At 60.5% G+C, this 23,482-nt stretch carries 21 protein-coding genes; 11 read left to right on the top strand and 10 right to left on the bottom strand.

Annotated features, from left to right (window positions below; all coding sequences use genetic code 11):
* Nucleotides 1–164: 164 nt before the first annotated feature.
* Nucleotides 165–602: a hypothetical protein gene (locus J2046_RS05150; RefSeq protein ID WP_210050034.1), complete on the top strand. Its 438-nt coding sequence runs from the start codon at nt 165–167 to the stop codon at nt 600–602.
* Nucleotides 603–834: 232 nt separating this feature from the next.
* Here the strand turns inward: J2046_RS05150 and J2046_RS05145 are convergent, their stop codons facing one another.
* From J2046_RS05145 to ppsA, 6 genes are all read right to left on the bottom strand, one after another.
* On the bottom strand, nt 835–1,365 hold the full coding sequence (locus J2046_RS05145; protein ID WP_210050312.1) for a flavin reductase family protein: 531 nt from the start codon (nt 1,363–1,365) through the stop codon (nt 835–837).
* Between the two features lie 74 nt (nt 1,366–1,439).
* Nucleotides 1,440–2,363, bottom strand: coding sequence for a carbamate kinase (gene arcC, locus J2046_RS05140; RefSeq protein WP_210050033.1), 924 nt, complete (start codon nt 2,361–2,363; stop codon nt 1,440–1,442).
* A gap of 2 nt (nt 2,364–2,365) precedes the next feature.
* Nucleotides 2,366–3,367, bottom strand: coding sequence for an ornithine carbamoyltransferase (gene argF / locus J2046_RS05135; RefSeq protein ID WP_210050032.1), 1,002 nt, complete (start codon nt 3,365–3,367; stop codon nt 2,366–2,368).
* A 13-nt stretch (nt 3,368–3,380) separates the two neighbouring features.
* Nucleotides 3,381–4,595 carry an arginine deiminase gene (gene arcA, locus J2046_RS05130; RefSeq protein ID WP_210050031.1) on the bottom strand — a complete coding sequence of 405 codons (1,215 nt, stop codon included), beginning with the start codon at nt 4,593–4,595 and terminating at the stop codon, nt 3,381–3,383.
* A gap of 12 nt (nt 4,596–4,607) precedes the next feature.
* Nucleotides 4,608–6,092, bottom strand: a complete 1,485-nt coding sequence (gene arcD / locus J2046_RS05125; RefSeq protein ID WP_325169725.1) for an arginine-ornithine antiporter — start codon at nt 6,090–6,092, stop codon at nt 4,608–4,610.
* A gap of 218 nt (nt 6,093–6,310) precedes the next feature.
* Entirely contained in the window at nt 6,311–8,716 is a 2,406-nt protein-coding gene (ppsA, locus tag J2046_RS05120; protein ID WP_411828473.1) for a phosphoenolpyruvate synthase, read from the bottom strand.
* 154 nt (nt 8,717–8,870) lie between these two features.
* On the opposite strand from ppsA, the gene J2046_RS05115 reads away from it, so the two are divergent.
* Entirely contained in the window at nt 8,871–9,815 is a 945-nt protein-coding gene (locus J2046_RS05115) for a glucokinase (protein ID WP_210050029.1), read from the top strand.
* A 48-nt stretch (nt 9,816–9,863) separates the two neighbouring features.
* Here J2046_RS05115 and groL read toward each other — a convergent pair whose 3' ends face one another.
* A complete protein-coding gene (gene groL / locus J2046_RS05110) occupies nt 9,864–11,483 on the bottom strand; it encodes a chaperonin GroEL (protein ID WP_210050028.1) in 1,620 nt (539 codons plus the stop codon).
* Nucleotides 11,484–11,718: 235 nt separating this feature from the next.
* Here groL and J2046_RS05105 point away from each other — a divergent pair, with 235 nt between their 5' ends.
* Entirely contained in the window at nt 11,719–12,162 is a 444-nt protein-coding gene (locus tag J2046_RS05105) for a baeRF12 domain-containing protein (RefSeq protein ID WP_210050027.1), read from the top strand.
* Between the two features lie 236 nt (nt 12,163–12,398).
* On the opposite strand, the gene J2046_RS05100 is transcribed toward J2046_RS05105, so the two are convergent.
* Nucleotides 12,399–12,923: an Hsp20/alpha crystallin family protein gene (locus tag J2046_RS05100; protein ID WP_210050026.1), complete on the bottom strand. Its 525-nt coding sequence runs from the start codon at nt 12,921–12,923 to the stop codon at nt 12,399–12,401.
* Nucleotides 12,924–13,187: 264 nt separating this feature from the next.
* Nucleotides 13,188–13,415 carry a hypothetical protein gene (locus J2046_RS05095; RefSeq protein ID WP_233469547.1) on the bottom strand — a complete coding sequence of 76 codons (228 nt, stop codon included), beginning with the start codon at nt 13,413–13,415 and terminating at the stop codon, nt 13,188–13,190.
* A gap of 326 nt (nt 13,416–13,741) precedes the next feature.
* Between J2046_RS05095 and J2046_RS05090 the strand changes: the two genes are divergently transcribed.
* Nucleotides 13,742–14,254, top strand: coding sequence for a hypothetical protein (locus J2046_RS05090; protein WP_210050024.1), 513 nt, complete (start codon nt 13,742–13,744; stop codon nt 14,252–14,254).
* Here the strand turns inward: J2046_RS05090 and J2046_RS05085 are convergent.
* The gene (locus J2046_RS05085; RefSeq protein WP_210050023.1) at nt 14,227–14,955 is read right to left on the bottom strand and encodes a response regulator; all 729 of its coding nucleotides are present in this window, start codon (nt 14,953–14,955) and stop codon (nt 14,227–14,229) included. The genes J2046_RS05090 and J2046_RS05085 overlap by 28 nt on opposite strands.
* A gap of 107 nt (nt 14,956–15,062) precedes the next feature.
* On the opposite strand from J2046_RS05085, the gene J2046_RS05080 reads away from it, so the two are divergent.
* From J2046_RS05080 to J2046_RS05050, 7 genes are all read left to right on the top strand, one after another.
* On the top strand, nt 15,063–15,812 hold the full coding sequence (locus tag J2046_RS05080) for a cyclic nucleotide-binding domain-containing protein (RefSeq protein WP_210050022.1): 750 nt from the start codon (nt 15,063–15,065) through the stop codon (nt 15,810–15,812).
* Between the two features lie 22 nt (nt 15,813–15,834).
* Nucleotides 15,835–17,751, top strand: coding sequence for a hybrid sensor histidine kinase/response regulator (locus J2046_RS05075; protein ID WP_210050021.1), 1,917 nt, complete (start codon nt 15,835–15,837; stop codon nt 17,749–17,751).
* A gap of 319 nt (nt 17,752–18,070) precedes the next feature.
* Complete coding sequence (locus tag J2046_RS05070; protein ID WP_210050020.1) at nt 18,071–18,385, top strand: helix-turn-helix domain-containing protein; 315 nt, start codon at nt 18,071–18,073, stop codon at nt 18,383–18,385.
* Entirely contained in the window at nt 18,382–20,397 is a 2,016-nt protein-coding gene (hyfB, locus tag J2046_RS05065) for a hydrogenase 4 subunit B (RefSeq protein ID WP_210050019.1), read from the top strand. The genes J2046_RS05070 and hyfB overlap by 4 nt, the downstream gene beginning before the upstream one ends.
* A complete protein-coding gene (locus tag J2046_RS05060) occupies nt 20,388–21,344 on the top strand; it encodes a respiratory chain complex I subunit 1 family protein (RefSeq protein WP_210050018.1) in 957 nt (318 codons plus the stop codon). The genes hyfB and J2046_RS05060 overlap by 10 nt, the downstream gene beginning before the upstream one ends.
* Complete coding sequence (locus tag J2046_RS05055) at nt 21,344–22,009, top strand: hydrogenase-4 component E (RefSeq protein ID WP_210050016.1); 666 nt, start codon at nt 21,344–21,346, stop codon at nt 22,007–22,009. Before J2046_RS05060 ends, J2046_RS05055 begins: the two co-directional genes overlap by 1 nt.
* Complete coding sequence (locus J2046_RS05050; RefSeq protein WP_210050014.1) at nt 22,006–23,469, top strand: hydrogenase 4 subunit F; 1,464 nt, start codon at nt 22,006–22,008, stop codon at nt 23,467–23,469. The genes J2046_RS05055 and J2046_RS05050 overlap by 4 nt, the downstream gene beginning before the upstream one ends.
* Nucleotides 23,470–23,482 lie beyond the last annotated feature (13 nt).

The raw sequence follows: 23,482 nt of genomic DNA, 5'->3' as shown, positions 1-23,482 counted from the left end.
CATATGCTGCAGCATCCCCGGACCCTGTCTTGGGCAATCAATTATAGTTGAGGGGTGAATGCAAATAGCGCCTGAATGTCCAATCGTGATTGGACATTCAGGCCGGTTGGTATCACGGTGGAGGTCGGGACGGGCGCGCTATTTTGTTAAAATAGGAGGCCGTAATGGAACAGCATGCCGTCGATCAGCTCAAGGCTATCGCCAAGATCAACCGCACCTACCCTCGTCCTGAAATGTCGCGTAGCGAACGGCTCGAACGGTGGGCCGATCTCCTCGATCGTGATCCGGATTTATCGCTTCTGACCCTTCGCGAAACCGAATACCGACCGGAAGAGGAACGTCTCGCCATGCGTGCGGACGGGACGGCGATCTCGGTTGCTTTCGCCGATCCGGTCTTTCGAGCTGCAGGCCTGGAGAACGATACCTATGGTGAAGCCAAGCGATTTTTCGAACTGAGCGATCGGCAATTGCATCGACTGGTCTGCTTCTGCCATTTCGGTGCGCGCGTGAGCGCCCGGACGGTAGCCCATAGTGTGCGGTCGCTGGCTGCTCGCAATTCCAATGGCATCATTGCTCGTCTGGTTGCTTTCTTCGAAAGATAGGGCAACTTGTATATTCCGGGGACAACGCTTGCCGGGGCGCCCCGGAGGCGTCGCCTTATTTCGACCATTGGATATTGGCTGACACGCGTGTGAGCGTAGGGACGGCAACGTTCCGCGATGCAAATGTGTATGCCAAAACCGCCCATGGAGATCACGACCTTGTTCGGGGTCTGTCGAAGCCGGGCGAGGAGGATATTCCCTGGGGGTGTCCGGTAGCTCGTCTGAGTCGCCGTTACGGCATCCGGGACTTCAGTTGAATTATCTCGCCATCCACTGCGAATGAGCCGTACCCGCGATGGTGAATGGTTCTCGCCGCCTCCCGCGCCGGATCACGCCATGCCGCGACGACCTCCAGAACGAAGAGATTGTATTGCTCGACGAGACGGGTCTCTACGACCCGGCATTCCAGATTGGCGAAACATTCTTCGATCAACGGTGCGGCGACCCGGCTCGCCGGCCGCAGCGTCAGTCCGAACCGCGCGAACTTATCCGTGTCGCGGCCGGAGCAATTGCCGATTGCCACGACCTTTTCGGCAATCTCCACGGCAGGGATGCCGATCACGCATTCGCCTGTAGCCGCAAGTGCCGAAAAGCTGTAGTCGCCGCTCGATACCACGCAGGCCAGGAGCGGCGGTGTGAATTCGACCATCATGTGCCATGACATGGTCATGACATTGGGATGCCCCTCCCTGCTGGTCGTCAGCAGCACAACGGGGCCGGGTTCAATCAACCGATAAACCTTGTCGAGTGCCAGTGCCTTCATATCGTTCGTCGCCATCGTTCTCGCCTCAATCCAGGGGTCGCAACCGGCTGCGCGGGCGGTCTGATCCGGTGCCTTCAATCCGGCGCCCTGACGCTGGCTGTCGTGAAGACGGTGCCTTTCTCGCCCGCCACGATTGCCGAAGCGTCTTCAAGGCGGCCGATTGCGGCGCGACGTCCGATTTTTCTCGAAAAACGGGTCGCCGCCCTGATCTTCGGCCGCATCGATCCTGCGGGAAACTGATCTTCCTTTACGTCTGCCGGGTCCATTCTCGCGAGCGGACGCGCGTTCGGCGTGCCGAAATCGGCGTAGACGGCATCGACGTCAGTCAGGAGAAGCAGCATGTCGGCGTCAAGCTGTTCGGCGAGAAGGGCGCTTGCCGCATCCTTGTCGATGACGGACTCAATGCCTTGAAGGCTGCCATCATTTCGTTCGACAACGGGAATGCCGCCGCCGCCGGTGCAGATGACGGTGACCCCTTGCTTCACCAGGAGCGAGATCACCTCGGCTTCCATGATCGCCTGCGGTGCCGGCGAGGCGACGACGCGCCGCCATTTGTCGCCGTCCGGCGCAACCTGCCAGCCGCGTTCCGCCGCCAGGGTGCGGGCTGTTTCCGCGGGATAGACGGGACCGATGAATTTCGTGGGTTTCCGGAAGGCCGGATCGTCGGCGTTCACCTTGACGAGCGTCAGCAGCGTGCCAAAGCGGTGACCTTGAAGGATACTCGCGAGCTCCTGCTCGATCATGTAACCGATCATGCCCTCGGTCTCGGCTCCCAGAACATCGAGCGGCAGGCCAGCACCATCCGCACCGGCGGTTTCAAGCGCCAGAAGCCCGACCTGCGGACCATTTCCATGGGTTATGACCAGGGAATGGCCTGCCGTGATCAGGCCCGCGAGAGGCGCTGCTGCCCGTTTGACGTTGGCGCGCTGGTTTTCTGCGGTTAGCGGTTCACCCCGGCGCAGAAGAGCATTGCCTCCGAGAGCGGCGACGATCAGCATCCCTAGCCTCCAATCGTCGCGACGAGCAGTGCCTTGATCGAATGCATGCGGTTCTCGGCCTGATCGAAGACGACGGAGGCTTCGGATTCGAAGACTGCGTCGGTGACCTCCATGCAATCCAGGCCGTATTTCTCCGCTATCTGCCTGCCGACCTCGGTGCGAGTGTCGTGGAAGGCGGGCAGGCAGTGCATGAACTTGCTGTAGGGGTTGCCGGTCGCCGCCATCACCTGTTCCGTGACGCGATAGGGCGCCAGCAGTTTGATGCGCTCGCTCCAGGCGGATTGATCCTCCCCCATGGAGAGCCAGACATCCGTATAGATGAAATCCGCGCCCTTGACGCCCGTGGCGACATCGGACGTGAGCTCGAACCGACCGCCGGCCTTCGCCGCCTCGGCATTGATATGGTCGATGAATGTCTGCTCCGGCCAAAGCTGCCGCGGGGAGACAAGCCGAAAATCGATCCCCACTTTGGCCGCGCCGAGCGCCAGCGAGGTGGCCACGTTATCCCGGCCGTCCCCGACAAAAGCAAGGGCGGTATCCGAAAGATGCTTGTGGGTGAACTCCCGCATGGTCATGAAGTCAGCGAGTACCTGGGTCGGATGCCAAATATCGGTCAAGCCGTTGTAGACGGGGACGCCGGAATACCGTGCAAGCTCCTCGACGGCAGCCTGTTCGAAACCGCGGAACTCGATCGCATCATACATGCGGCCGAGCACGCGGGCTGTGTCCTTCACGGATTCCTTGTGGCCGATATGGCTCCCCGAAGGGCCGATATAAGTCACGTGGGCACCCTGATCATAGGCGGCGACCTCGAACCCGCTTCTGGTGCGGGTCGAATCCTTCTCGAAGATCAGGGCGATGTTTTTTCGCGTCAGGCGCGGCTTCTCGTAGCCGCCCAGCTTGGCAGCCTTGAGCTCCGCGGCCATGCGCAGCAGGAAGCGGATCTCGTCTGAGGAGAGATCGTCGAGAGACAGGACGCTCCTGCCATGAAGATTGATCGGCATGTCGGTGGCCCTTCTAAATGGCGTCGCGAACGAGGGGGCAAGTCATGCAATGCCCGCCGCCGCGACCGCGGCTGAGTTCGGCGCCTTCGATGGTGATGACTTCGACGCCCTGGCGGCGCAGAAGCGTGTTGGTATAGACGTTGCGGTCATAGGCGACGACCACGCCGGGCTCGACGGCTACGACGTTGTTGCCGTCGTCCCACTGCTCGCGCTCAGCCTCGTAGCGGTCGCCTCCGGTCTGGACGATGCGCAGGCTGCTGAGGCCCATTGCTTCGGCCACGACCTCGGTGAACGAACCATTCTCCTCACGGATGTCGACCGTCCCTTCGATGTCTCCGGGGCGCAGGGAAAAGCTGCGCAGACGATCGACGACCGGCGGATACAGCGTCACGAGATCGCGGTCACAAAAGGTGAAGACGGTGTCGAGATGCATGAAGCTGCGGTCACGCGGCATGAGGGCGGCAATAACCCTCGTCGCAAGCCCGGCGATGAAAAGCCGCTTGGCAAGGGCGCTCACCGCCTGGGGCGTCGTCCTTTCGCCCATGCCGATCAGCACGACGCCGTTGCCGACAGGCATCACGTCGCCGCCCTCCAGGCTCGGCGCTTCTTCGCCGTCCGCCGAGAAGATCGGGAAGTCGCTCTGCTGGAAACGCGGGTGAAAGCGATAGATGGCTTCCACATTGGCCGCTTCTGGCCGCCGTGCCTGCCAATACATCGAATTGACCGACACGCCGCCATAGATCCAGCAGGAACTGTCGCGGGTGAAGAGCTGGTTGGGCAGCGGCGGCAGGACGAAATCCTCCGGAGCAAGTGTCTTGCCGCTCAAGCCCATGGGCTCGAACGGGAGTTCGGCGCGGGCGATGCCACCGACGAGATAGGTGGAAAGCTGTTCGGATGGCATCTCGTTGAGCCAGGCCTGCATTTCAACGACCATGTCCTCGCCGACCGCCGGTGGCCTGATCCGCCGGCCGAGCAGCCATTGCCTTGCATCGGCGGAGTCCATCGTTTCGGCCAGAAGATCGCCGAGCGAATGGACCACCACGCCCCGCTCTCTCAGCGTGTCGACGAACACGTCGTGCTCTTGCCTTGCCCGCTTGACCCAGAGCACGTCATCGAAGAGCAGGGCCTTGCAGTTGTCCGGCGTAAGCCGCCGGAGGCTGAGATCCGGCCGGTGGACCATTACTTCGCGCAGCCGCCCGACTTCGGAATGAACGCCTAAAGTCATCATTGTTCCATCTCCTCAGAACGGGCTGACCGCACCGGTCCACATCTGGTAGGCCGCAAGCAGTCCGACCGCGACAAGAACGACGGCGAGAAGAGCTTCGACCGGTTTGAATATCTGCTGGCCGGCCTGGCGGCGGGCGGCGGCATAGAAGATGATGCCGGGCGCATAGAGGACGGCGCACATGAAGAGGTAGGCGGGGCCTGCGGCATAGACGAGCCACAGCCCGTAGATGGTGGCGACAAGCCCGACGATCATCGGACCGGTGCGGTTTTCACCCGCCTGGTAGGCTTCGCCTGTCATCGCCAGCTTTGCCGCATAGGCGCCGGAGAAGATGTAGGGGACGAGAATGGCTGCCGAGGCGATCGAGAACAGCGCCTGGTAGGTGCTTTGCGCGAACAGGGTGACCAGAAGGAAGGCCTGTACCAGGAGGTTGGTGATCAGCAGCGATGTCGAGGGAACCCCGCGGCTGTTCTCCTTAGCGAAAAAGGCCGGCATGGTGCCGTCCTTGGCTGCGGCAAGCGGGATCTCCGCCGCCAGAAGCGTCCAGCTCAGGAACGCGCCGGCGACAGAGACGACCAACGCGATGTTGATCAGGACCGCACCCCAGGGGCCGACGACCGCTTCGAGAACGCCCGCCATGGACGGATTCTTGAGCGCGGCGAGCTCCGGCTGGTTGAGGATGCCGAGCGAGAGCAGAGAGACCAGGGCATACAGCGCCAGGCAGGTCAGGAAGCCGGTGATCGTCGCTGTCGCGATATCCTTGCGGCGTTCGGCGCGGGCCGAATAGACGCTTGCACCCTCGATGCCGATGAAAACCCACAGGGTGACCAGCATGGTGCTCTTCACTTGATCGGTGATCGAGCCGAGGCTTGCATTGCCGAGACCGGAAAAATCGGCAGAGAAGACATCGACCTTGAAGGCGACGACGACTACGCCGATGAACAGGACGATGGGCGCAATCTTCGCCACCGTCACGATCAGATTGACGACCGCGGCCTCGCGGATGCCCGCCATGATCAGGGCATGGACGAGCCATAGAAGCACCGAGGCACCGATGATCGCCTGCCAGGTGTTTCCGTCGCCGAAGGAGGGGAAGAAATAGGAGAGGGCGCTGAAGACCACGACCGCATAGGAAACGTTGCCGATCCAGGCACTAAGCCAGTAACCCCAGGCACTGTTGAAGCCGACGAAGGGGCCGAATCCGGCTTTGGCATAGGCATAAGGGCCGGCGTTCAGGTCGGGCTTGCGGGTCGCCAGTGACTGATAGACGAAAACGAGGGCCAGCATGCCCACCGCCGTGATCGCCCAGCCGATGATAATCGCCAGCGGACCGGCGCCGGCGGCCATGTTCTGCGGAAGGCTGAAGACACCCGACCCGATCATCGAGCCGACGACAAGGGCCGTCAGCGATCCGAGGCGGAGCTTTTGATGGGGGGCTTCCGCCTTTCCATTGATATCGGGGACAGCCGTCCCCCCAACCTTCATATCAGTCGAAGCCATGGCGTTATCTCCCGGTGTTGGAACTGCGGGGATCAGACCACGCTGTCGGGACGGGAACATTGATCGCAGTCAAACCGGATGCAGGGAGAAGATTTTCGATATCCGATTGGAAACGATTGCAAATTTCCAAGAAACAACGATTGCCCGGCACGTCGATCCAGGCTGCCCCGACATCGGGAAGGCCGCGATATCCTTCGCGGCCTTGAAAAGGGATACTGTCATGCGGACGGCTGCGCGACCTTCATGTCTATCTTTCCTCGTTCGGCTTCGGCCACCTTCCGCTTCACCGCCATGAAGCTGTCGGGGCTGACGGAAATGCTGTCGATGCCGCATTCGACCAAGAAACCGGCGAAGTCGGGGTAGTCGCTCGGTGCCTGTCCGCAAATGCCGATCTTGGCGCCCGCCTTGCCGGCTTCCGAAATGACGCTCTGGATCATCCATTTGACCGCCGGATCCTGCTCATCGAAGAGGTCGGCCAGATCGCCCGCGTCACGGTCGACGCCAAGCGTAAGCTGCGTCAGGTCGTTCGAGCCGATGGAGAAGCCGTCGAAACGGCGCGCGAACTCCTTGGCGAGGATGACGTTCGACGGGATCTCGCACATCACATAGACCTGCAGGTCGTCCACTCCACGCGACAGGCCGTTTTCCGCCATGACACCCAAAACCTTTTCCGCCTCGCCGACGGAGCGGCAGAAGGGGATCATCACGATGACATTCCTGAAGCCGAGTTCGTTGCGCAGTTTGCGGATGGCGCGGCATTCGAGCGCGAAGCCCTCGCGGTAGCGGGGGGAGTAATAGCGGGAGGCGCCGCGGAAGCCGAGCATGGGGTTCTCCTCCCTAGGCTCGAACTCCGCGCCACCCAGCAGGCCGGCATATTCGTTTGTCTTGAAGTCGCTCATCCGGACGATCACCGGCTTGGGATGAACCGCGGCGGCAATGCGGGCGAGGCCGCGGGCAAGGTTATCGACGAAATATTCGGGTTTGTCGTCATATCCCTTCGTCAGTGCGGCGATCTCAGCCTTTGCGGTTTCGTCCTTCAGGTGGTCGTAATGGACAAGCGCCATCGGATGAATGCGGATCGCATTGCTGATAACGAATTCCATCCGGGCGAGACCGACACCGTCGGCGGGCAGCCGCCACCAGCGGAAAGCGGCCCCCGGATTTGCCAGGTTCAGCATGACCTGGGTTTTCGTGGCGGGCAGGCCGGCGACATCAAGTGTCTTCTCTTCATATTCCGCGATGCCTTCGTAGATGAAGCCTTCCTCGCCCTCGGCACAGGAAACCGTCACCTCCTGCCCGATGTGGAAGATGCTGGTGGCATTGCCCGTGCCAACGACCGCCGGCAGGCCGAGCTCTCGGCTGACGATCGCCGCATGCGACGTGCGCCCACCATGGTCGGTGACGATCGCCGCCGCCCGTTTCATGATCGGCACCCAGTCGGGATCGGTGGTCGCGGTGACCAGAACCGATCCGTCCACGAACTGGTCAATGTCCCTAGCCGTCTCGATCAGGCAGACGCGCCCGGAGACGACGGCATCGCCGATCGACAGCCCCTCGGCCAGCTTTCGCCCCTTCTTGCGGATCGTGTAGCTCTTGAAGATACCCGCCTGGCGGTTCGACTGTACGGTCTCGGGCCTTGCCTGAACGATGAACAGATCGCCGCTCTCGCCGTCGCGGGCCCATTCCATGTCCATCGGGCAGCCGTAATGCTCTTCGATGATCGCCGCCCACCGTGAGAGTTTCAGGATAGCCTGATCGTCAAGGACGAAGGCCGCCCGTTCCATCTTCGACGTGGGGACGTTTCTCGTCGGCTCGCTTCCGGAGCCGTAGATCATCTTCTTTTCCTTGGCGCCGCATGTCTTCGCGATGATGGGGCTCAGCGAACTGTCCTGCAGGAGGGGCTTGAAGACCTGGTACTCGTCAGGGTCGACAGTGCCTTGCACGACGTTCTCACCAAGCCCCCAGGCCGCATTGATCAGGACCACCTTGTCGAAACCGGTCTCGGTATCGATCGAGAACATGACGCCGGAACCACCGAGGTCGGAACGCACCATTTGCTGAACGCCGATCGACAGCGCGACCTTCATGTGGTCGAAACCCTTCGTCTGGCGATAGGAGATCGCCCTGTCAGTGAAGAGCGAGGCGTAGCAGCGGCGGCAGGCATCCAGGAGTGCTTTCTCGCCGCTGATATTGAGGAAGGTTTCCTGCTGCCCCGCAAAACTTGCATCCGGCAGGTCTTCGGCAGTGGCGCTCGAACGGACCGCGACGGCAACGTCACTGCGCCCCACGCGCAGGGAAAGGGTACGATAGTCCGCGATGATGGCTTCGGCGGTTTCTTTTGGCCAATCGCCGCGCAGGAAGAGCTTTCGGATGGCTGCTCCGGTTTCGGCGAGGCCTACCTTGCCGTCCTGCCAATCTGCGACAAGTGCAGCGATGGCCTGCCTCAGGCCGTTGGTATCGACATAGTTCCAATAGGCGTCAGCGGTCGTCGCGAATCCTGCGGGAACGCTGATCCCCTTCGCCGACAGGGTCTGGATCATCTCGCCGAGAGAGGAGTTCTTGCCTCCGACCTTGGCGACGTCGCTGCGACGCAGCTCCTCGAACCAGATGGCAGGTTGCGCCATTCTGCTCATCGTGAACTCCTTTCAGACCCTGCGGACACTTTGTGATGTCAGTCAGCTTATTGGGAGCGAGGCCGCTCACCTTGATCCTCATCAAGGTGAGCGTGTTTGCCATCCGGCAGTCTATCGGCGGGTTTCACACCACAGAGGCACGAACATGTTGATGTCGTCGGACCGGCACGCGATCGTCGGAGAGATTGGGTCCCACCATCTGCGATTTGCCATTGCGGATATCGATGAACTGACGATCGACCATCTGGTGAATTTCAAGGCGGGGGATTTCTCCTCGGTCCAGCAGGCGCTTTTCGCCTACCTGAAGTCACTGGCGAAATATCCGAAGATCGCAAGCCTTGCCATCGCGGGTTCCATCGAAAAAGATCGCGCTCATATTGCCAATCTCTCACGAACCTTTACCGGCAAAGAGCTCGAAGCCGCCCTGGATCTCGACAGCGTCACGTTGATCGCCGATATCGATGCGATCGCGAGGGCCACGGAGCTCCTCGGTCGCCACGACGTGCGCAAGATCGCGGGGATGGCCGCGCTTGCGGACAAGCCCAGAGCGGTGGTGTCCGTGGGGGAGAAGCTTGAGGCCGCAATCGCTGTTCCAGGTGGAGGGAAGTGGTCGGTATTGCCCAGTAAGGCAGGCGGCATGTTTTTTGGTGCCGCCGACGACGAGGATCTCTGGCTGCTGGAGCAGGTGTGGCAGGAGGTTGGCGGTACCAGCGCCGGGAGCATCCTGACCTCTGCAGGAATGGTTGCGCTCAGCGGTGCGATCTCGCGACAGGCCGGAGCAACGGGACGATATTCGACCGTCGCGGAGATCCTTGCTGCCGCTTGCGAAGGGAAGGAGCCTTCAGCGGTCGATACCCTTGAGCGCTTCGGCCTTTGGCTCGGCCGCTTCTCAAACGATCTTGTCCTGGCAACCGGCGCCGAAGGCGGCCTCTATCTCGCCGGAGAGATGCCAACACGCATGCTCGAAGTTTTGAGCAAGGGCACCTTTGAGGCCGTGAGCGGCAGCGCTGCATATTCCTCGACGGCGCCTGTCTTTATCATCACGGCGCTGAATACCGCCCTGCGGGGCGCCGCGATGGCGATTGCCTGAGCAGGATGGAGCGGGGCGGAAAGCAGCCCTGCTCCACCGCGTTTCCGTCTACATTCCAATGGGTGCGGGAGCCGGCGGTATGGTCGGTTCCGGAATTTCCGTCATGGTTGCTTCCGTCAGAAGAAGCACGCTGGCAACCGAGACGGCATTCTCCAATGCGACGCGCACGACCTTGGTCGGGTCGATGATGCCTTCCTGAAGCAGGTCCACATACCGGTTGCGCGAGGCGTCGAAGCCGATGTTTCCCTTGCTTTCGAGCATCCTCGCAATGACGACGCCGCCGTCGACCGCGGAATTTTCGGCGATCTGGCGGGCAGGAGCTTCGAGGGCCCGCTTCAGGATCTGCACGCCCGTCCGCTCGTCGCCTTCACACAATTCTTCTTCCTCTTCGACTGCCTTTATGCAGCGCAGGAGCGCAAGTCCACCGCCCGGCACCACGCCTTCTTCCACGGCCGCTTTGGTGGCATTGATTGCGTCGTCCAAAGCCTCCTTCTTGGCCTTGACCTCCGCCTCGGCAGGAGCCCCGACGCGAATCACGGCGACCCCGCCGGACAGTTTCGCCAGCCGCTCCTGAAGCTTTTCTCTATCGTAATCGCTGGTCGTCTTTTCGATCTCCTTGCGAATCTGGTCCGTGCGCCCTTTGATCGCCGCCTGATTGCCGCCGCCACCGATGATGGTCGTCGTATCCTTGTCGACGATTACGCGTGCGGCAGTCCCAAGCTGGTCCTGCGTTACGTTTTCAAGCTTGAAACCGAGGTCTTCGGAGATAACCTGGGCGCCTGTCAGAACTGCCATGTCGCGAAGCATTTCCTTTCGACGGTCACCGAACCCGGGAGCCTTGACCGCACAATTGTGCAACGTTCCGCGAATGTGGTTGACGATCAGTGTGGCGAGCGCCTCACCTTCGACGTCCTCAGCGATGACAAGAATCGGTCTGCCGGATTTCGCGATCTCTTCAAGCAGCCCCACCATGTCGCCGAGCGCCGAAATCTTCCGGTCGGATATCAGGATCCGGACGTCTTCCAGGACGGTCTCCATCTTTTCCGGATCGGTCGCGAAATAGGGCGAAATATACCCACGGTCGAACTGCATGCCTTCGACCACGTCGAGGCGCGTCTCCACCGTCTTGGATTCCTCCACGGTGATGACGCCCTCCTTGCCGACCTTCGCCATGGCGTCGGCAACAAGCTTGCCAATGGCCTCGTCATTATGGGCCGAGATCGCCGCCACCTGCTGCCTTTCCTTATCGGTGGTGATCGGATGCGAAATGCCCCGCAGGGCTTTTATCGCCCGTGCTACCCCCCGGTCGAGGCCGCGTTTGAGGTCGATTGCATTTGCTCCCGCGACGACATTGCGATGGCCGTCGGCAAGCATCGCATGCGCCAGCACAGTCGAGGTGCTTGTTCCGTCGCCCACAATCTCCCCCGTCTTCTCGGCAGCCGCGCGCAGCATTCTCGCTCCGAGATTTTCCTCCGGGTCCTTGAGGTCGAACTCCTTTGCGATTGTCACGCCGTCATTACAGATGATTGGCGTGCCCCACTTCTTTTCGATGAGGACGGATTTCGACTTCGGGCCAAGAGTGAGGCGAACCGCGTCGGCCAGTTGCGTGGCGCCCTGGAGTACCTTGCCCCGGGCTTCGGTTCTGAAAAGCACTTGCTTATGCGGCATGATCGGCTCCTATGGCTGCCTGGGCTGCCGAGACATCCTCTGCTGACGCGCCTGCGCGTCACTCCCAGCCTGATGACCCGAACAATGAACCAGCTCAGCGTGCGAGCGTTTGACCGGCGTCAAAAATGCTTCACAGCTTTTTCACCCGCTGTAGTCGGCATTGAAGATTGACGCCGATCAAACTGCGCTCCATCTGAACCGCTATGTTGATCCGATTCATGAGAAGGATGAAGCGATGAACACGAAAATCATTCCCTATAACGCGCGGGTCCTCGTTTCGGATGCAAAGAAGGCGCTTCTGCTGCGCAATACCGGCACGGCTTTCAACCTGACGCTCGAAGTCGAGCAGGTGATCGAGGCTCCCAGGAACGCCCCGACCCACGAACAGGGCACGGACAGGCCTGGCCGCACGGCGACCGGCAGCCATCGCAGCAGCGTCGGCCAGACCGATTTTCACGAGTTGGAAGAGGATCGCTTCTCCGCCATGGTCGCCGAAAAGCTGGAGGCGATCTGCGAGGAGAATGGCATTGACAAGCTCTTCATTGTCGCTCCTCCGAAGGCGCTCGCCGATTTGCGGCAGGCGATGCCAGAGGCGGTGAAGCGCCGGATCGTCGCGGAATACGCCAAGGACCTCGTCAACCTGCCGGTGCAGGAGATCGAGAAGCACTTGTCTTTCTGACTGCATTTGTCCGCCTGGGAGGATTTTGGTGGAGGCGGCGGCGCGTAGCAGGTCGTCCTTCATTCAAAACCCGGGACATGCATCGCTTCCATCAACCGTAAATTCAACGCGCCGTTTCATAAGCTCGCCTTGGGAACGGCGTTTTTGCTTGTCGGGCAACTGGGGATATCCGGCAAAATATATAAAAAGGCGCGCACCCATGTTGGAGCGCGCCTTCCCTTTGATGAGGCGATGGATCAAGCTGTCTTGATTTCCACCTTGCGTTCGTTCTTCTTCGCATCGGCGCTCTTGGGAAGCTTGACCTTCAGGATACCCTTTTCGAAGGCCGCTTCCACCTTGTCGGCATCGACCCCTTCGGGAAGCTGGAATGTCCGTTGGAAGGAGCCGTACCGCCGCTCGGAATGGCGATACTCCTTCCGCTTCTCTTCCTTTTCTTCACTCTTCTCCCCGCGGATCGTCAGGTAGCCGTTCGAAAGCCTGACCTCGAGGTTTTTCTCATCGATGCCGGGGACTTCAGCGGTGATTTCGAATGCGTCGTCCTTTTCGACCACATCGACGGCTGGCGCAATGGACCATCCGCTCGGGGATGGCGCCCGAGTGAACAGGGAGCGTTCCAGCGGGCGCCAGGACGCCGGGACGAAGTCATCGAACAGCCGGTCGATTTCGGTGCGAAGGGTTTCAAACGGAGACCAGAAGCTACCTGCCGGCTGTATCGGCTTTTCATCTTTCTGGACTGGAAGTCTGGTTGCTGGCTCAGGCATGATTTTTCTCCTATTTTCCGAAGAAGGGATGCTGCACGGAAGCATCGCGAAGGTGTCTATGCAGGCCCGTTATCAGCTCTTGATCGAGCGCCACCATGAAAGACCTCATGGACCGAAGCCACATTGACGCGCGTCAAACAGTTGAGGTGTTCACTACCGCCTTGAGGCGCTCAGGATGTCGGCCCGCTCCGTTTTTGTTAAGCAGGCAAAAATGTGAGGTGTGCCCGCTTTCATGCTCCAACGGGGGCAAATCGTGAGCTGTTTTCAATGGACGCGCGGAGGAGAGGTCCGCCATTTGCGGACATCGCCGACGGTGACACAGACATGGCCGGTTGAATCGAACAGACCGCCATCGAACTTTTCACTTGCGATACGGCTGAAGGTCTCGATGTATTCCTGCAGCCTGAATTCATCGACACGCGGCGGGTCGGCAATCGCTGCAAGTGCATCATGGGTGACCACAACGACCTGATCGCCGGCCCCAGAACTCATTATAAGGCGTCCTTCGTATCCGGACGACGTGAGAAATCCCGATTTCAGCATCAATGGCATGGCATCCTCCTTCTCTGAAGCAAGAAGAATAACCGTGGTTTGGATGCTGTCCGTGACCAAGATCAAAGCTGGCGCGCAATCTGAAGAGCGCATGATTGCAAAATGATCACTGCCGTTTGCGCTTTGCAGACCTTCAAGCTACTTGTCATGCCACCGCAAGGAAGCCAGCGTTTTGCCAGTTTCGAAATCGATCGATCCATGTTGACCCCGGTCAATGCCGGTGATCGCAGCAGAGATAGACTTTGAACCCTTGGATGCTGGCACTCGTGAGAGACTACTCGCGGGTCTTCTGGCGGGGTTGCGAAATGGACGCGGGTTACCAAACAGGAGTCCTGAAAGCGGCAGATGTCCACCGTGCCTTTGCGGTGATACAGTTGATCATGCCTGGAATGGGGCTCGAAACATGGCGAATCATGACGGCGACGGAGGTTTCGCGCCACGATTGGCTGACTGTCACCGACACCAAAGGTTACCTTCGGGGATTATGTTACGTCTTCGTTCGTGATCATCCGCCTTCCGTGCGTCAATTGGAGGTGCCGGTCTGCGCATCGATCAGCCTTTTCAATGAGCAGGACATTGCGAAGCGACTCTTCGACGTCATCAAACAACGGGCGGCGGAAACAGGTTGCGAGAAGATCCATTTCTGGAGGGTGGTGGCGAGGGACTGGAAGAGCCTTGAAGATCTCAAGGAGACGGAGCCCTGGAATGACGGCCTGGTCTATGACCTGAACACTGACCTCAACGATGCGCTTCAGTCGATCTTGCCGGTGAAGATGTAGCCGACGCCGCGGATGGCCTTGATCAATTGCGGGTTGCTGGCATCTGCCTCGATTTTTCGGCGCAGGCGCACGATCTGAGCGTCGATCGTCCGGTCAAAGGCTTCGAGTTGGCGCCCTCTCGTCGAATCCATCAGGAAATCGCGCGTCAGGACGCGTCCGGCATTCTCAAGGAAGGCTGTCAGCATATCGAATTCACCGGTCGTGAGTTCTACCTCGGAGTTGTCCGGAGCCAGCAACTGGCGCCTCGAAAGATTGAGTGTCCATCCTTCGAAATGGATGATCTTGTCCTCGTTTGCCTCCGTCCTGGCTGTGCTCGGCTGGCGCCGCCTGAGGATCGATTTCAGCCGCGCGTGCACCTCGCGGAGATGGAAAGGTTTGGCGATATAGTCGTCTGCCCCGATCTCGATGCCGATGATCCGGTCGACGACATCGTCACGCCCTGTCAGCATCATGATCGGGACGTCCGACTGGCTTCGAATTTCGCGCGCAAGGTCAAGGCCATCCTGTCCGCCAGGCAGGGAAAGATCGAGCAGGATGATGTCTATCTCTTTATGCCTGAATTGGCTTTTCATTTCCGTGCCGTCGGCCGCGGTGCTCACCGAGTACCCCTCGTCCTCGAAATAACGGGTCAGCATCTGCCGGATGCGAGGATCGTCATCGACGACGAGAATACGGACGGTGCTGGATGAGAGAATTGGCATCGGCCTGTTACAGTCTGTTACAAAATCGAACTGTGTTTAACACTATTAGCATTCGCGTGTTACCTGGCTTCGGTCAACTGTATCCATCGAAAGACGGAGGCAGCGCCATGTTTCTCACCAGCAACCGCATTCATGGATACGAGATCGCAAGGGCTACGGAACTTGGAGAACAGAGTTGCCTGCACGCTCTTTTCGCAAGGCAGCCCGTTGAACATCTGACCCCGGGACAGTCGCTGTTTTTCGAGGGCGACAGTGCCAAACATGTTTTCGATGTGGTTGAAGGCACGCTCCGCATCTTCAGAATCATTTCCGACGGCCGACGCATTATTACAGGGTTCGTGCATGCTGGCGATATCGTCGGCGTCTCCCTGAAGGGCAACTATCTTTACAGTGCCGAAGCGATCACCGCTACAAAGGTTCGCCGTCTCACCCGCAAGGCATTCGATATGGCTGTTGCGGATTCGGAGGAACTCCGCCCGCAGGTCTTCGCCCATGTCTGCGACGAGATGGCCGCTGCCCAGGATCAGATGGTTCTTCTCTCCTGCAAGAACGCCGAGGAGCGGCTCTGCAGCTTTCTTCTGAAGTACCTCAGACGGACAATGTCGGAAGGTGCGTTGCAGCCTATCGTCGATTTGCCGATGACTCGGCTGGACATGGGTGACTATCTGGGTCTAACAATCGAAACCGTTTCCCGCACGATCACCAAGCTGACCAGCAAGGGCATCCTCGGTCCGGCCGGTCGACATTCGCTCCGGATCATCAAGCCCGCGACGCTTGCGCAACTCGCCGGGGACGGCGATGAATATGAGGATAGCCGGCGGGATTTCGTCGTTCATGGTGAGCGGCGCCGCCATTAGCGGTACCGCTCACGGAAGACATATGAACGAAAAGACGCTTACCGATACCGAAAATCAGCTCGATGCCGTAACCGGCCTTCTGGACGATGCCAACCTCATCGTTCACGGGTTGGATGGCGTCATTACCCGCTGGACGAAGGGATGCGAGAGCCTCTACGGCTGGTCGCGGGATGAGGTTGTCGGTAGCGTGGTTCACGAGCTTTTGGCAACGGAGTTTCCTGAGCCGCTGGATATCATTCGCCGACAGGTCCAGACCGACCATTCGTGGGAAGGTGAGGTCGTTCACCGGCACCGAAACGGTCAGCGGATTTTCGTTGCCACCCGCTGGGTCGCACTCAATCCGTCACCGGCTGAGCGGACGATCATCATCCAGACGAACAACGACATCACGGATATGAAAAAGGTCCAGAACGATCTTGCCGGACGGGAGGCGCATCTGCGGTCGATCCTGGATACGGTTCCCGAGGCGATGGTCGTCATTGACGAAATCGGTATCATCACGTCTTTCAGCGCCGCAGCGGAGCAGCTTTTCGGATATTCGGCGAATGAAGTTCGTGGTCACAACGTCAAGATGCTGATGCCGTCGCCGGACCGGGAGGCTCATGACGGCTATCTTACGCGATATCTGACGACCGGCGAGCGCCGTATCATCGGGTACGGTCGCGTGGTTACCGGTCAGCGGAAAGACAGATCTGTGTTTCCCATGGAGCTTGCGGTGGGCGAGGCGATCACCAATGGCAAGCGCATCTTCACCGGCTTCATCCGCGACCTCACCAGCCGCCACAAGATCGAGGAAGAACTGAGGCAATCGCAGAAGATGGAGGCGATCGGCCAGCTCACCGGCGGGCTGGCGCACGACTTCAACAACCTGCTGACCGTCATCAGCGGTAATCTCGAAATGATCGAGAACAAGCTCTCGGACGAGAAGCTGCTGGCCCTGCTGCATGAGGCGCAGGACGCGTCCGAGGACGGAGCCAAGCTGACCGGCCAGCTTCTGGCCTTCGGGCGCCGCCAGCCCCTCAATCCGGAACTGGTGGATGTCGGGCAATTGGTAACCGGTTTCTCCGATCTTTTAAGACGTTCGCTCGGCGAGACGATTGAATTCCGCACTGTCGTCACGGGAGCTTCCAATGAGGCGCTCGTCGATGCGTCGCAGCTCCAGAACGCGCTTCTCAACCTTGCCCTCAATGCCCGCGATGCCATGCCGCGCGGCGGCAAACTGACGATCGACATCTCAAGGGTCAAGCTGGACGTCGATTATGCCCAGATGTATCCGCATATGCGCACCGGCGACTATGTGCTGATCTCGGTCACGGACACGGGCACCGGCATGACGCCGGAAGTGAAGGAAAAAGCCTTCGAACCGTTCTTCACCACCAAGGGTGTCGGTTCCGGGACCGGCCTTGGCCTTTCCATGGTCTATGGCTTCGCCAAGCAGTCCGGCGGCAATATCCAGCTTTACAGCGAGCCGGGGCAGGGCACCAGTGTCAGGCTCTTCCTGCCGGCGGCGCAAAAGGAGGATGCGAAGATGTCCGCGGAAGTGGCGACTGCTTCAAGGGCGGCGGCGATTCCCGGCGGAACGGAGAAAATCCTCGTCGTGGAGGATGATCCCAGGGTGCGGCGTGTGGCGGTCTCACGCCTGATCGATTTCGGCTATCAGGTTGTCGAGGCGGCAAATGGCGTGGAGGCGCTCGACCGGCTCGCTCAGAACGACGATATCGCGCTGCTGTTTACCGACATCGTCATGCCGGGCGGCATGACAGGCGACGAATTGGCGGCGGAAGTCCGGGCAAGGCGTCCGAATATCAGGGTGCTGTTCACGTCGGGTTATGCCGAGCCGGCGATCGCCGGACGCGAACTTGCCCAATCGGGAAGCTGGCTGAAGAAGCCCTATACGGCACGCGAGCTTGCCACCTGTTTGCGCCAGCTCTTGGATTGAAGATCCACGTCGAAGCTCCCCATGGCGTGAGATGTGAATGAGATGCGCAGGCTATTTGCCGGGCGCATCCCCTCCTTATATCGATACTCTTCGAATTTTCGGGTTTCGCCGATCGCTGCGATGGACCATGCGCGGTGACGCGTCGGCAAATCATCGGGCCGAAACTCTGAAGATATCACGCACGGGGTTCCACTTCCTTATTGCATTGCGGAATCTAATTTCAGAGTCTCATTGCATCAGAATGTTGATTTGAAACATCAATAGGTACATCATAACTCGCGAATATCAGAGTCTGCGTAATACAAGCGATGGATGAATCGTGATTACTGCTGCTCAGATGAGAGCCGCCCGGGCTCTTCTTGGCATCGACCAGCGCCAACTGGCCGAGCGGGCGGGAATTTCGGTGCCGACAATCCAGCGCATGGAGGCCAGCGTCGACGTCGTCCGCGGCAATGTCGATTCTCTGATGCGTTTGCTGGCGGCACTGGAGAACGCCGGGATTGAACTCATCAGAGAGGGCGCTGTCAGTGAGGACGGCGGACGAGGCGTCCGGCTGAAAACGAGAGCCAACCCGCCCGAAGACGGGGCAGGAAGATCACCCGCCCGCCAGAATAAGGCGGGGTCGAGTTCATGACGTCGCTTTCCGTCATCCTGTCATGTATTGTCATGTTTCTGGTGACGGGAGGGCTCGGGATTTTGATGAGCCGGTCACACCGGGCGACCCCGGCGATCTATGGGCTGAGCCTTCTTCTCTCGGCCATTGCTTTCGTCATCAGTCTGATGCATCTCGCGACATCTTTCGTTGACGCGCCGACCGTCATCCTTCCCATCGGCCTACCGTGGCTCGGAGCCCATTTCCGGCTCGACGCGCTCTCGGCCTTCTTTCTCCTCGTGGCCAATCTCGGCGGCACGCTCGCTAGTCTCTATGGTCTCGGCTACGGCCGGCACGAGCATGCGCCGCACCGGGTGCTGCCGTTCTTCCCGGCCTTCATCGCCGGAATGAACCTGGTGCTGCTGGCCGACGATGCCTTCACCTTCCTGATTTCGTGGGAGTTCATGTCGCTCGCCTCATGGGCGCTGGTGATGTCGCATCATCGCGACGCGGGCAATCGCAGGGCGGGTTATCTCTATATCGTCATGGCAAGCTTCGGGACGCTGGCACTGCTGCTTGCCTTCGGCCTGCTTGCCGGCCCTGAAGGCGCTTACGGTTTTGCCGCCATTCGCGCGGCCGAGCATGCGCCGCTGACGGCAGGCCTGGTCCTTATCCTGCTGCTGCTCGGCGCAGGCTCCAAGGCGGGGCTCGTGCCCCTGCATGTCTGGCTGCCGCTGGCTCACCCCGCAGCGCCGAGCCATGTCTCGGCTCTGATGAGCGGTGTCATGACCAAGATCGCGATCTACGGCTTCATCCGCGTGACCTTCGATCTTCTGGGGGCGCCGATGTGGTGGTGGGGGCTTGTCGTCCTGCTGCTGGGCGGAGCGACGGCGGCGCTCGGCATCCTGCACGCGTTGATGGAACGCGACCTCAAACGCCTGCTCGCCTACAGCACGATCGAGAATATCGGCGTGATTTTCGTCAGCCTCGGGCTGGCGCTGGCATTCAAGGCGAACGGCATGGGACTGGCATCGGCGCTGGCCCTGACCGCCGCACTGTTCCATATCTTCAACCATTCGCTCTTCAAGAGCCTGCTCTTCTTCGGCGCCGGCGCGGTGCTGACGGCAACCGGGGAGCGGGACATGGAGAAGCTCGGCGGTCTCATCCATCGCATGCCGGTCACGAGTTTCACCTTCCTTGTCGGTTGCGTTGCGATTTCGGCTCTGCCGCCGTTCAACGGTTTCGCGTCGGAATGGCTTGCCTTCCAGGCCATATTGCAGAGCCCCAACCTGCCGCAATGGGCGCTGACGATAGCCGTGCCGGCAGTCGGCGGGCTGCTCGCCCTGTCGGCGGCGCTGGCGGCCGCCTGTTTCATCAAGGCTTTCGGCATCACGTTTCTTGGCCGCCCGCGGACACCTGCGGCGAGCGACGTCTCGGAAGTGGATCGTTTCTCGCTTGGCGCGATGGGCGTGCTTGCGGGCCTGTGCCTGCTTGCCGGCATCCTGCCCGGGATCGTCATCGACGGGGTCGCGTCTGTGGTGCTTTCGCTGGTCGGCGATCGGATGCCGGTCCAGATGGACATCCCGTGGCTGTCGATCGTGCCGATCGCCGAAAGCCGCAGTTCCTATAACGGCTTGCTGGTCTTCCTGTTCATCGCCTTCTCGGCTTCCGCCACGATCTATATCGTCCATCGCTACGCCTCGCGGACGCTTCGTCGTTCCGCTGCCTGGGATTGCGGTTTCCCCGAAGGCAGTCCTCTGACGCAATATACGGCAGGCAGCTTTGCCCAGCCCGTCAGGCGGGTCTTCGGCACGCTTGCCATGCGTGTCCGCGAGCGCGTGGATATGCCGGCTCCGGGAGATCTCCGGCCGGCCACCTTCTCGGTCGAGCAACACGATCTGGTCTGGGAGGGACTCTATGTGCCGATTGCGGGCGCCGTCGGGTTCGCCGCCGAGAAGCTCAACCGCCTGCAGTTCCTGTCCATCCGGCGCTATCTGAGCCTGGTCTTCCTCGCGCTTGTTTTCCTGCTTCTGGTGCTGGCGCTATGGTCCTGATCTCCGCTCTTTTCGTTCAGGCTTTCCAGATGGCGCTTGTCGTGCTGCTGGCGCCGCTGCTGACCGGTCTCATCCGCAAGGTCAAGGCGCGGCTGTTGCGCCGGCAAGGCCCCTCGCTGATTCAGCCCTATCGCGATCTCCTGCGGCTGCTCCGCAAGGAGGCCGTCGTGGCGGAGAACGCATCCTGGCTGTTCAGGGTGGCACCTTACCTGATCTTCGCCACGACCTGGGTGGCAGCGGCCGTCATCCCGACATTTGCGACCGGCCTGATCTTCAGTTGGACGGCGGACCTGATCGCGATCGTCGCCCTTCTGGGCAGTGCGCGGTTCCTCCTGGCGCTCGCCGGCATGGATGTCGGCACCAGCTTCGGTGGGATAGGTTCAAGCCGTGAAGCGATGATCGCAACGCTCGCCGAGCCTTCAATGTTGCTCATCATCTTCACGCTTGCCCTGGTCGCCGGCTCGACGCAGCTTTCCACGATCGCCGGGTTCATGAGCTCCCCTGAGGTCGGCTTGCGCGTTTCCCTCGCGATCGCGCTGGTCGCGCTCGTTATGGTGGCGATTGCGGAGAACGCCCGCATTCCGGTGGACAATCCGGCAACCCATCTGGAGCTCACCATGGTGCATGAGGCTATGGTGCTCGAATATTCCGGACGGCATCTCGCGATGATCGAACTGGCGGCGTCGCTCAAGCTACTCCTCTACATTTCGTTGATCGTCTGCATATTCGTGCCGTGGAAACTTGCGGCCCCGGAAACGGGGCCGACCGCCTATCTGGCCGGGCTCGTCGTCTATCTGACCAAGCTTATAGTCGGGGGCGCTCTTCTTGCCTTGTTCGAAACCTCGATCGCGAAAATGCGGGTTTTTCGCGTGCCGGAGTTCTTAGGTGCCGCGCTCATGCTCGCGCTGCTTGCCACCCTTCTGCGGTTCGTTTCGAGGAGCTTGTGATGAATGGTCCGGTCTTCGACATCGCTCACATGCTTGCTGGCGGATTGGTGCTGGTGAGCATGATGATGCTCTACCAGGACCGTCTTTATGCCCTGCTCAACGTGTTCGCACTGCATTCGCTGGTGCTGACACTGTCGGTCGCCTGGCAGGCTTTAATTCAGGACGCGCCGCATCTTTACGTGACCGCGGCCATCGCCCTCATCTTCAAGGCAATCGTTATTCCGGTAGCGCTCCATCGTATGATCCGCCAGCTCGGCATCCATCGCGAGATCGAGACGGTCGTCGGAGTCGGCCCGACCATGCTGGCCGGCATCGGCCTCGTCGCGCTGTCGATCGTGGTCATGCTGCGCGTCACGCCGGAAGCCGATCCGCTTGCCCGCGAAGATCTCGCCTTCGCCCTCTCCGTTCTCCTGCTCGGATTGCTGATCATGGTCACGCGCCGCAATGCGGTCAGCCAGGTCGTCGGCTTCATGTCGCTGGAGAATGGGCTGGTGCTGGCCGCGACCGGCGCGAAGGGCATGCCGCTGGTCGTCGAGATCAGTGTCGCCTTCTCGATCCTGATTGCCTTCATCGTCATTGGCGTCTTCCTGTTTCGCATCCGGGAACGGTTCGATACCGTCGATGTCAGGGCGCTCGACGATTTCAGGGGGAGGAGGCGGAAGTGAACGTGCTGTCCCCTTTGCTCGCCTTCGATGCGGTGGCGGCGGTCCTGCTGGTCCCCGTCGTGGCGGCGGCGCTTCTGGCCCTCTTGCCCGGCTACAGGATCACGGCGCGGCTCAACGTGCTTGCAAGCCTGCTGACACTGCTCGCCGCCCTTTCCCTGTTCGTCACCGAACGGCCCGAGCCGGGACAATACCTGCTCGTCGACGATCTCAACATCGTCTTCATCGTCCTCAATGCCTTCGTCGGGTTCACCACCAGCATATTCAGCGCAAGCTATATCGCGCACGAACTCGAAACCGGTCGGCTAACGCCGGCGAACCTGCGTTTCTACCACGCCATGTATCAGGTCATGATGTTCGGCATGAACCTCGCCTTCGTCTCGAACAATATCGGGCTGATGTGGGTGGCGGTCGAACTCGCGACACTGACGACGGTGCTGATGGTCGGCATCTATCGGACGCATGAGGCGCTGGAAGCGGCCTGGAAATATTTCATCCTCGGAAGCGTCGGCATCGCCTTTGCGCTCTTCGGCACCATCCTCGTTTATCTCGCGGCACAGCCGGTTGTCGGCGAGGGTTACGACGCCATGGTCTGGACCATTCTTGTGGAGCACGCTGCTACCTTCGATCCGGCGCTTCTCAATGTCGCCTTCGTCTTTCTGCTTCTGGGTTACGGTACCAAAGTCGGCCTCGCGCCACTGCATGCCTGGCTGCCGGATGCGCATGCCGAGGGGCCGACGCCGATCTCGGCGGTGCTCTCCGGCCTTCTGCTGAACGTCGCGCTCTACGCCGTGCTGCGCTTCAAGATCCTGCTTTCCGCCAGTCCCGAGGCGATCGCCGCCGGGCCGCTGATGATGACGATGGGGCTGACGTCGCTGATCTTTGCCGCCTTCATGCTCTATCGCCGCCGCGACATCAAACGCCTGTTTGCCTATTCCTCGATCGAGCACATGGGTATCATCGTCTTCGCCTTCGGCCTCGGCGGGCCGCTCGCCAATTTCGCCGGCCTGCTGCACATGGTCATGCACTCGCTCACCAAATCGGCGATCTTCTTCGCCGTCGGCCATGTCGCCCAGATCAAGGGAACGCAAAGGCTTTCCGCCATCCGCGGCTTGACCGAGACGCATCCTAGCCTGGGCTGGGGACTGCTCGCCGGCGTCATTGCCATTGCCGGCCTGCCGCCGATGGGTATCTTCATGAGCGAGTTCCTGATCGTGAGCTCCACCTTCGCACGGCATCCGCTGCTCGCGATCCCGCTTGTCTTCGGGTTGTTGGTTGCATTCGGGGCCTTGCTTCTGCGGCTGACAGGGGTGGCCTTCGGCCAGCCACGAGGCAGCGTAGCCCCGGGCAAGGCGTCCTACATTCCCATGTATGCCCATCTGGCGCTGGTCCTCGGCGCAGGCATTTATCTGCCGCCACCGCTGGTCGCCTGGTTCCAGCATATTGCCAACCTTCTTCGATGATGAGGAGGACGGG

The sequence above is a fragment of the Neorhizobium petrolearium genome (assembly GCF_017873175.1).
GTDB classification, from domain to species: Bacteria; Pseudomonadota; Alphaproteobacteria; order Rhizobiales; family Rhizobiaceae; genus Neorhizobium; species Neorhizobium petrolearium.
This window is presented reverse-complemented; position numbering and strand designations above follow the sequence as displayed.